This window comes from Nocardia sp. NPDC058497 (assembly GCF_042720195.1).
Classification (GTDB): Bacteria; Actinomycetota; Actinomycetes; order Mycobacteriales; family Mycobacteriaceae; genus Nocardia.
On sequence record NZ_JBHXMY010000274.1, the window covers coordinates 1 to 7,709 of the forward strand.

General features: G+C 68.3%; 11 protein-coding genes and 1 pseudogene. 4 read left to right on the forward strand and 8 right to left on the reverse strand.

Features of this window, described 5'->3' with window-relative positions; all coding sequences use genetic code 11:
• Positions 1 to 45: 45 nt before the first annotated feature.
• A pseudogene (locus tag ACFWPJ_RS18780) lies at positions 46 to 123 on the forward strand (nucleoside deaminase); the annotation flags it as partial.
• Here ACFWPJ_RS18780 and ACFWPJ_RS18785 read toward each other — a convergent pair.
• Entirely contained in the window at positions 124 to 669 is a 546-nt protein-coding gene (locus tag ACFWPJ_RS18785) for an ester cyclase (protein ID WP_378852981.1), read from the reverse strand.
• A gap of 72 nt (positions 670 to 741) precedes the next feature.
• On the opposite strand from ACFWPJ_RS18785, the gene ACFWPJ_RS18790 reads away from it, so the two are divergent.
• Positions 742 to 1,377, forward strand: a complete 636-nt coding sequence (locus tag ACFWPJ_RS18790) for a TetR/AcrR family transcriptional regulator (RefSeq protein WP_378852983.1) — start codon at positions 742 to 744, stop codon at positions 1,375 to 1,377.
• On the opposite strand, the gene ACFWPJ_RS18795 is transcribed toward ACFWPJ_RS18790, so the two are convergent.
• Together ACFWPJ_RS18795 and ACFWPJ_RS18800 are read right to left on the reverse strand one after the other, a co-directional pair.
• Positions 1,370 to 2,623 carry a serine hydrolase gene (locus tag ACFWPJ_RS18795; protein ID WP_378852985.1) on the reverse strand — a complete coding sequence of 418 codons (1,254 nt, stop codon included), beginning with the start codon at positions 2,621 to 2,623 and terminating at the stop codon, positions 1,370 to 1,372. The two genes, ACFWPJ_RS18790 and ACFWPJ_RS18795, sit on opposite strands and share 8 nt — an antisense overlap.
• A 125-nt stretch (positions 2,624 to 2,748) precedes the next feature.
• Entirely contained in the window at positions 2,749 to 3,423 is a 675-nt protein-coding gene (locus ACFWPJ_RS18800) for a PaaI family thioesterase (protein ID WP_378852987.1), read from the reverse strand.
• Between the two features lie 194 nt (positions 3,424 to 3,617).
• On the opposite strand from ACFWPJ_RS18800, the gene ACFWPJ_RS18805 reads away from it, so the two are divergent.
• Positions 3,618 to 4,268 (forward strand): HAD family hydrolase, encoded by a 651-nt coding sequence (locus ACFWPJ_RS18805; protein ID WP_378852989.1) that lies wholly within the window; start codon positions 3,618 to 3,620, stop codon positions 4,266 to 4,268.
• A gap of 5 nt (positions 4,269 to 4,273) precedes the next feature.
• Here ACFWPJ_RS18805 and ACFWPJ_RS18810 read toward each other — a convergent pair whose 3' ends face one another.
• Positions 4,274 to 4,798, reverse strand: coding sequence for a DinB family protein (locus ACFWPJ_RS18810; protein WP_378852991.1), 525 nt, complete (start codon positions 4,796 to 4,798; stop codon positions 4,274 to 4,276).
• 46 nt (positions 4,799 to 4,844) lie between these two features.
• On the reverse strand, positions 4,845 to 5,126 hold the full coding sequence (locus tag ACFWPJ_RS18815; protein ID WP_378852993.1) for a hypothetical protein: 282 nt from the start codon (positions 5,124 to 5,126) through the stop codon (positions 4,845 to 4,847).
• A 115-nt stretch (positions 5,127 to 5,241) separates the two neighbouring features.
• Between ACFWPJ_RS18815 and ACFWPJ_RS18820 the strand changes: the two genes are divergently transcribed.
• The gene (locus ACFWPJ_RS18820) at positions 5,242 to 5,736 is read left to right on the forward strand and encodes a hypothetical protein (RefSeq protein ID WP_378852995.1); all 495 of its coding nucleotides are present in this window, start codon (positions 5,242 to 5,244) and stop codon (positions 5,734 to 5,736) included.
• 16 nt (positions 5,737 to 5,752) lie between these two features.
• Here ACFWPJ_RS18820 and ACFWPJ_RS18825 read toward each other — a convergent pair whose 3' ends face one another.
• The 3 genes from ACFWPJ_RS18825 to ACFWPJ_RS18835 all read right to left on the reverse strand — a co-directional run bounded on the left by ACFWPJ_RS18825 (position 5,753) and on the right by ACFWPJ_RS18835 (position 7,534).
• Positions 5,753 to 6,016: a hypothetical protein gene (locus tag ACFWPJ_RS18825; RefSeq protein WP_378852997.1), complete on the reverse strand. Its 264-nt coding sequence runs from the start codon at positions 6,014 to 6,016 to the stop codon at positions 5,753 to 5,755.
• A gap of 64 nt (positions 6,017 to 6,080) precedes the next feature.
• Positions 6,081 to 6,866 carry an ABC transporter ATP-binding protein gene (locus ACFWPJ_RS18830; protein ID WP_378852999.1) on the reverse strand — a complete coding sequence of 262 codons (786 nt, stop codon included), beginning with the start codon at positions 6,864 to 6,866 and terminating at the stop codon, positions 6,081 to 6,083.
• Positions 6,863 to 7,534: a FadR/GntR family transcriptional regulator gene (locus ACFWPJ_RS18835; protein WP_378853001.1), complete on the reverse strand. Its 672-nt coding sequence runs from the start codon at positions 7,532 to 7,534 to the stop codon at positions 6,863 to 6,865. Before ACFWPJ_RS18835 ends, ACFWPJ_RS18830 begins: the two co-directional genes overlap by 4 nt.
• Positions 7,535 to 7,709 lie beyond the last annotated feature (175 nt).

The following is a 7,709-nucleotide window of genomic DNA, read 5'->3' on the forward strand; positions in this document are numbered from 1 at the left end:
GGTGTGTAATCGGGCCCCACCACTGTCCTTTGCCGGTGGTTTGCCGCCGTCGACGTGTATCGGCTCTGGCAGGAGCGCAATGGTGGCGACCGCCGTGTCGCCGGGGCACCGACCGCGGGCTGATCAGCGGCCGGAGCGCACCTCGCGCACCGCGCGTCGTTTGAGCTGCACGGACCGCAGCAGATACACCGGGGAGGGCGGCAGCCAGCCGAGTTGCCTGGCCATGCCTAGGTCGTCGCGGTTGGCCCAGTGTTCGAAGATCTTGCCGTCGCGCATGCGGAACCAGTGCGATTCGGTCATCGCGAAGGTCTTGCCGGTGGCCGGGAAGGCATTGTCCACCGCGCCGTCCTCGGTGTAGAAGACCAACGGGCCGATCTGGCGGCCGTGCATCGTCGCGTACACGGTCACCAGGTCGTTCTCGACGGCCGTGGCATGGATGTCGTAGGACATGTCGGTGAAGGCGTCGCGCAGCCACTCGGCCAGCGCGTGGAGCGCCTCGGGGCCGTTTCCCCGGGCCCACGGCGGCGCCGCCTTGCGTTCCCGGGTGAAGCCGTCGGGATGGGTGACCTCGGCGAGGTCGGCGACACTGCCGTCCACCATGAGGTGGATGCCGCGAATCGCGACTGATTTCAGGTCGTCGGCCACGACCCTGGGGCTGATGGTGTTCATGATGACGCTCCGTCTGTGATAGAACTCCAATTTGGGTAAAGTTGGACTGTATCTAAAATTATTGGACCGGTGATGACCGAAGTCAAGAGGCGGTATGACGCGTCGGGGCGGCGTGCGCAGGCCAGGGCGCGCCGCCACGCGATGGTGGTCGCGGCGCAGGAGTTGTTCGAGCGCGACGGGTTCCGGTCGACGACGATCGCGGCGGTCGCCGAACGCGCGGGCGTCTCGGCGGAGAGCGTGTACAAGGCGTTCGGCACGAAGGCGGCGCTGGCCAAGGCCGTGTTCGATGTCGTGATCGCGGGCGACGACGAGGACATCCCCGTCTATCAACGGCCCGAGCAGCAGGCGATGCTCGCCGAGCCCGACGTGCGCCGCAAGATCGAGATGTTCGTCCATGGCCTGGCCCAGCGGCAGGCGCGATCGGCCAAGGTGCAGTTCCTGATTCGCGACGGTCGCCACGTCGACGATTCGCTCACCCCGGTGTGGGACAAGCTGGCCGAGGAGGGCCTGGTCGGGATGACCATGCTGGGACGGCACCTGCTCGAGACAGGGCAGCTCCGGGCGGGGATCGACCTCGACGAGGTTCGCGACGTCCTGTGGAACTACCTCGCCATCGACACCTACGAACGACTGGTGCTCGCCAGGGGCTGGTCTGTGGACCGCTACGCGGACTGGGTCGCGCGCGCGATCATCGCCGCGATCACCTGAGGTTCAGCCACTCCGGTGCACGGTCGAGCCGCGGCAGGGTGTCGGACACCTGCGCGACCAGCTGCCAGGGGCGGTTGGTGTCGGTGGCGGCTTTGCCGCTGGTGAGGATCGCGCCCGCGAGCCCGCGTTCGGGGTCGGCCCAGCCGTACTGTGTCGTCAATCCGCTGCGGCCGAAGTGGAATCGGGTGTCGCGCCCGAACTTCGATCGGCGCCCGCCCAGTTCGAATCCCGCGCGGCTGACCCGGCCCGCCGCACCCGGTATACGGTCGGCCGGTCGGATCGCATCGAAGAGCGTGGTGGGTTCGATGATCCGGATACCGTCGAGTTCGCCACCCCGCGTGAGGATTTCGTAGAAGCGCGACAGCTCATAGGCGGTGGTCACGAGGTTGCCGGAGGGGAGTTCGGCGGTGAGGAACGCGTCGTTGTCGGACTTGGACGCCTTGTCCATCCGCCCGCCGAGCGCCTTGCGCGCCAGGAACAGCGACAGCCGCGACGGCGGCGGACCGGTCTTCACACTCGGCACGACCTTGCCGATATCTGCGGGATCGACGCCGAAGTTGTTCCAGTGGAACCCGAATGGAACCAGCACCTGCTCGGCGAGGTGCTCCCGCATCCGCTTGCCGGTGGCGCGCTGCACCAGCAGGCGCTGGATCAGCCCGCTGGTCAGCGCGTGGTAGACGCGGAACCGGCCCGGCGGCCAGCTCGGCACGAGATCGGCGAGCGCCGACACGGCCAGCTCCTCGTCGGGGACAACATCGCTGCCCTTGTACGGCGGCGTGATGAACGGGACGCCCGCCGAATGCGACAGCACGTGACCGATGGTGATCCGGTCCTTGCGATGCGACGCGAACTCCGGAATGTACTCGCACACAGGGTCGTTCAGCGCGAACGCACCCTGCTCGACGAGCATGGACATCACCGTGGCGGCGACACCCTTCGCGGTCGAGAACCCGCAGAACGGGGTGTCCGGTGTGGCCAGGATCTTCTCGGCATCGGTGGAGTCCCTGGGCGCATTACCCCACCCGTGGCCGATGGCCCGGTTCAGCACGATCTTGCCGTTGCGGCGCAGGCACACCTGGATCGCCGGCGTCGTCCCCATCGCGTACCAGTCGCGCACCGAGGCCCACAGTGCCGCGACCGCCTCGGCGGACGTCCCTGCCTCGACAGGATCGTCCTCGTGGCCGACCGTTGTCACCTCATCCAGGTTCTCGGCGACCGTGACCAATGTGCCGGAGAGTGCGCTCATGCGAACCAGACTATCGACGTCGCGGATCACCGACCGTGCGGTGCGGGCACGTCTCGGCCGTGACCTGCGGTCCGGGCGATACTGCGCTCACGTCGATCGCAATGTCGCCCGGTGACCGGAGGAGATCAGGGCTGACCGGGCTTGAGGAGGATGAACAGGCCGTTCGCCTCCGCGCACAGGCGCTCGCCGTCGTGCATCGTCGCCCGCAGATACACCTTGCGGCCGTCGGTGCGCTCGACCCACGCGCGGATCGTCAGCTCACGGTTGAGCGGGGTGATCGAGCGGTAGTCGATGGTCAGCGACGCGGTGCGGGTGACGGCCTTGGTGTGCACCGCGGCGGTCATGCCGAGGATGTCGTCGAAGGCGACGCCGATCTGGCCGCCGTGCGCCGCGCTGTTGCCGCCCAGGTGGAAGGTGCGGAAGGTCAGCTTGGCGGTGACACCGTCGACATCGGCGCTGTCCACCGTGTACGGCGGCAGCGTGATGTTGCCGCGCGAGGGCAGGTCGGTGCGGGTCCAGCTCGGCGCCGACCACTCGTCCACGACCGCCGCGTCGAGACGGGCATTGAGCTGCTCGAGCGTCGCGATCGTGTCCTTGGCCAGCTCGTCGGACGGGTTGATCAGGCGCGCGCGGTCCATCAGCTCGCGCACCTGTTCGATCAGTTCCCCGTAGTGCGGGCCGCCGATCGTCTGGTCCAGTTTCGCTTCCTTGCGCTGCTGGATCAGCTCGGCGACCGGCCGGAACCCGCCTTCGTGGTGCTCTGCGTCCGGCAGCGAAGCGCCGACCTGTGTATCGTCCATATGCAACACGTTATCGCTGCCGAGCTGGATGTTCGCCTCCGGTGTCCCACTTCGGCGCGTGCTCGTGACACGGCTCACCGCCGCGGGCCCGCCTCTATTAGGCTGGGTGCCGATCACCGAGCAGGTCTGTACGTACCGGAAGAGCCGGCGCGCCCGCGGGGTGCCCGGCGCAGGAACGGCGAAAGGCTGAGCGCATGGGTATCGCGGCGGTAGTGTTCGACATGGACGGCGTGCTGATCGATTCCGAGCCCATCTGGGAACAGGTCCGGCACGACTATGTCGAGCGCAAAGGTGGCCGGTGGCAACCGGATTCGCAGCGCAAGATGATGGGCATGACCACCACCGAGTGGGCCGCCTACATGAGTGACGATCTCGGTGTCGCCATGCCGCTCGACGACATCTCCACGAAGGTCATCGACCTGATGGCCGACCAGTACGCCCACCACGTGCCGCTGCTGCCGGGCGCGGTCGAAGCGGTGCAGCGGTGCGCCGGTCGGTGGAAGCTGGGCCTTGCCAGTTCCTCGCCGCGCACTCTCATCGACCTGGTGCTCGCGAAATCCGGCCTGCTGGAGTACTTCTCGACGATCCTGTCGACCGAGGAGATCGGCAGGGGTAAGCCTGCACCGGATGTGTATCTCACCGTTGCCCAGCGGCTCGGCGTCGATCCGAAGGACTGTACCGCCGTGGAGGATTCGACCAACGGCTTGATCTCCGCGCACACGGCGGGCATGCGCGTGATCGCCGATCCTCGTCCGGAGTTCCCGCCGACATCCGACGCGCTGGCGCTGGCCGCTGTGGTGATCGACGATCTCGACCAGCTGACCCCCGAGGTGGTCACCGGCTGACCGGGTCAGAAGCTGCCGGTGACGCCGTCGATCCGTTCCCGCAACAGGTCGGCGTGGCCGTTGTGCCGGGCGTACTCCTCGATCATGTGCACATACGCCCAGCGCAGAGTGAAATCGCCGGTGTACCCCGGTCGCTGGAAAACATGGCCGAGCGGTAGGTCGGCGATGGCGGCGTCGCAGGCCGCGACCTCGGCATGGAAGGCGGCGAACACCTCCTCGGCGGACGGCGTGGCGAGTTCGTCGAAGTCGGCATCGGGCTCCGCCGTCGACCAGTACCGGAAGGCTGCATCCTCGCATGCGGCGCCCTGCCGGAACCACGCGTGCTCGACATCGGTGAGGTGCCGGACCAGGCCGAGTAGCGACAGCGACGACGGTGACACCGAGCGGGTCGCCAGCTGTTCGGCGTCGAGACCGCCGCACTTGCCGAGCAAGGTCTGGCGGTGGAAGTCCAACCAGGACTGCAACAGTGGACGTTCGCCGCCCACGCGCAAGGTGCGGGTGGGCTCCAATTCGGGTGCTGTCCACGTCATCGGCACGACGGTACCCCGCGCCGCGCCGGCCCGCAGGTCGTTTTCGTCAGCCGCTGGTGAACCTGGCCGCCGACGCACCGTGCAGGCGACCCGGAGGCAGGATGCGTCCACACAGCACGAGCAGCAGGTCCTGGGCCGCGCCGGAGAGCACCTCGCCCTCGCCGTGGCGGAAGTCGAGATCGGTTGCCCGCAGGGCGATTCCGTCGAGATCGACGCCGAAGTAGTCGACCGAGCGCTGTGTGTCGGCGCCGAGAACCAGGCGCATCCGGTCCAGCGGCACCGGTTCGGTGTGACCGAGCGCGACGGTGATGTCGAGGCCGTGGATCACGTCGTGGCTGAGCGCGCTCGCGTACCCGCTGCCGCCCGGTGGCTTCCACGGGTGACCGGCGCCGATTCATCGGTACCACTGTCCTAGCCCGCCCCCGATCCGGCACACTGGCCCGATGGGTGCTTACCGTGACGATTCGCCGGAGGTCGTCGTCCACCTCGGCGACGGGTCCGGCGCGCCACGCGCCGTCGACCCGGCCGACCCCGGCACCGATGCCACCGATCCGGCCCCCGGCTACCCGTTTCTCCTGCTCACGCGAACCGAGACCGAGTACATCCAGGCCCGCCTTCTCGACGACGGCACCTACGAACTCGAGCACGTCGACGGCGCCGACCACCGCCAGCTCTTCACCACCGACGCGCTGCTGGTTCGCGACATCGTGTGGTCCTGGATCCAGCGCGACAGCTGGTGGCGTGACACCGTCGCCTGGACCACCGTCGACCCCGCGATCGCCGAACTAGACGCCCTGCGCGCCGAACTGTCCGACATGCTCGACGGCATCTCGATCATGGACTCCGTCACCGACGAACTCGACCGCGCACTGGCCCGCGCGGACGAATTACTCGGCGCCGACCTGGATTTCGGAGACGAGCCGTTCGGATCCGCTTGATACCGGACCCAGCGTGTCAGACGTCTTCCTCTCCCTCGCACCAATCATCGAAGGCGTCGAACGCGGCCTTGGCCGGCTCGGGAACGACATCCTCGACGACATTTTCGATCGGATCCCAGACGCGATCGCAGCCCTGCGGCGCCGGTGGCCACGTCTCGATGAATTCCACGAGGGGCGACTTCGGTGTTTCGTCCTCCTGAGCGGCGGCGATGCCCGTGGTGGCCAGAGTCAAAGCCGTGGCAACACCCGCGGTGGCGACGATCCGGTGAACAATTCTCATGACATCCTCCTGTCCGTGCCGACAACGTGATGCCCCGCGATCGTAACCCTCGCCATGGTGAGTGTCAGCGCGCCCTGGCGCTCCAGCGACCCTCGTCGTAGCGCACGTCGATGGGGTGGTCGAAGGCAGTGGAGACGTGGTCGGTGGTGATGACGTCCGGGGCGGGGCCTGCGGCGACGGTGTGGCCGTCGGCGATGAGCAGGGCGTGGGTGGTGGTGGTCGGTAGTTCTTCGAGGTGGTGGGTGACCAGGATCGATGCCACCTCGGGGTGGGTCTGGTCGAGGGTGTCGATGGTGGTGAGCAGTTGCTCGCGGGCGGCCAGATCGAGGCCGGTGGACGGTTCGTCCAGGAGCAGGACGCGGGGGCCGCTGATGAGGGCGCGGGCGATCAGGGTGCGGCCGCGTTCGCCCTGGGACAGGGTCGGCCAGATGTCCTCGGCTTTGCCGGACAGGCCGAGGGTATCGATGATCGCGTCGGCCGGTGTCAGGTCGTCGGCGGTGGGGGACCAGCGCATCGGGGTGTCGATCGTGCCGGTGATGCCGGTCAGGACGACCTCGCGCACGGTGAGCGCGGAGCGCAGCGGATGCCGCGGGTTGACGTGCCCGATCGAGCGTCGCAGCCGTGCCAGCTCCACCCGGCCGAACTGTTCGCCGAGCACCCGCACCGTGCCGGTGGTGGGGAAGGTGACCGCGCCGCAGAAACCGAGCAGGGTGCTCTTGCCCGCGCCGTTGGGGCCGAGCAACGCCCAGTGCTCGCCCGCCCGCACGGTCAGCGAGATGCCGTCGATGATCTTCTTGCCCTCGCGGCGGAAGGTCACCTCGTCGAGTTCGATCACCGGGGTGCCGGTCATGCGAAAGCCTCCTTCAATGCGGACAGGTGGGTGCGGCTGAATTCGGCTGCCGCCGTGGGGTTCCGGTCGGCGACAGCCTGGGCGAGCTGTTCGTGCGCGGTGTGGTCGGCCTGCTCCGAGGCGACGGGTCGCAGCGCGAGCATGTCGATCATGGCCAGGCGCAGCCGCGGGAGGAAACTGTCGAACAGCTGGGTCAGCACGTCGTTGTGGGCAGCGACGATCACCGCGCGATGGAAAGCCATGTCCGCGTCGACGTGTTCGGCCACGGTCTGCCCGTCGGCGCGACGGCCCGCCAGCGCGCGGCGGATGGCGCGGACATCGGCGGGGGTCCGCCGTCGCGCTGCCAGCGCGGCGGCCTCGGCCTCGATGGCGATGCGCGCCTCGATCACCGCGGCGATGGTGGCGCCGCGCAGGACGACATCCCAATCCTCGGTGACATCGAGCGCGGTGACGAACACGCCGGCGCCCTGCCTGCTGTCGAGCGCGCCCTTGCCCGCCAGCTCCCGGATCGCCTCGCGCAAGGTCGACCGGCCGACGCCCAGCTGGGCGGCCAGCACGGTCTCGCCGGGTAATCGGTGGCCCAGTGGCCACTCACCGGCGCGGATCCGCGTGAGAAGGAGTTCAGCCGCTTGTGCGGCCAGCGGCTGACGCCGTACCTGCGATACCACCGAAATACCTCTCTACTTGTCTGAGGAGTTGTGGTAGAAGTGTACCCATCATGACGCACACCGCGCTTCTCCTCGGCCGCCACGGCGGGGCCTGACCGACCGGCCGCCCCGCCGTGGGGCTCGGTCGTGGCCGGTCGCCGTTATCTCGTGGCCCGTCGTGGCCAGGAAGCAGAAC

Bases quoted from the DNA above. Each gene is read 5' to 3' on its own strand.
- ACFWPJ_RS18830 (WP_378852999.1), bottom strand. From the start codon at position 6,866: ATGACCGGCACCCCGGTGATCGAACTCGACGAGGTGACCTTCCGCCGC.
- ACFWPJ_RS18795 (WP_378852985.1), bottom strand. From the start codon at position 2,623: ATGAGCGCACTCTCCGGCACATTGGTCACGGTCGCCGAGAACCTGGAT.
- ACFWPJ_RS18790 (WP_378852983.1), top strand. From the start codon at position 742: ATGACCGAAGTCAAGAGGCGGTATGACGCGTCGGGGCGGCGTGCGCAG.
- ACFWPJ_RS18800 (WP_378852987.1), bottom strand. From the start codon at position 3,423: ATGGACGATACACAGGTCGGCGCTTCGCTGCCGGACGCAGAGCACCAC.
- ACFWPJ_RS18785 (WP_378852981.1), bottom strand. From the start codon at position 669: ATGAACACCATCAGCCCCAGGGTCGTGGCCGACGACCTGAAATCAGTC.
- ACFWPJ_RS18820 (WP_378852995.1), top strand. From the start codon at position 5,242: ATGGGTGCTTACCGTGACGATTCGCCGGAGGTCGTCGTCCACCTCGGC.
- ACFWPJ_RS18805 (WP_378852989.1), top strand. From the start codon at position 3,618: ATGGGTATCGCGGCGGTAGTGTTCGACATGGACGGCGTGCTGATCGAT.
- ACFWPJ_RS18810 (WP_378852991.1), bottom strand. From the start codon at position 4,798: ATGACGTGGACAGCACCCGAATTGGAGCCCACCCGCACCTTGCGCGTG.
- ACFWPJ_RS18825 (WP_378852997.1), bottom strand. From the start codon at position 6,016: ATGAGAATTGTTCACCGGATCGTCGCCACCGCGGGTGTTGCCACGGCT.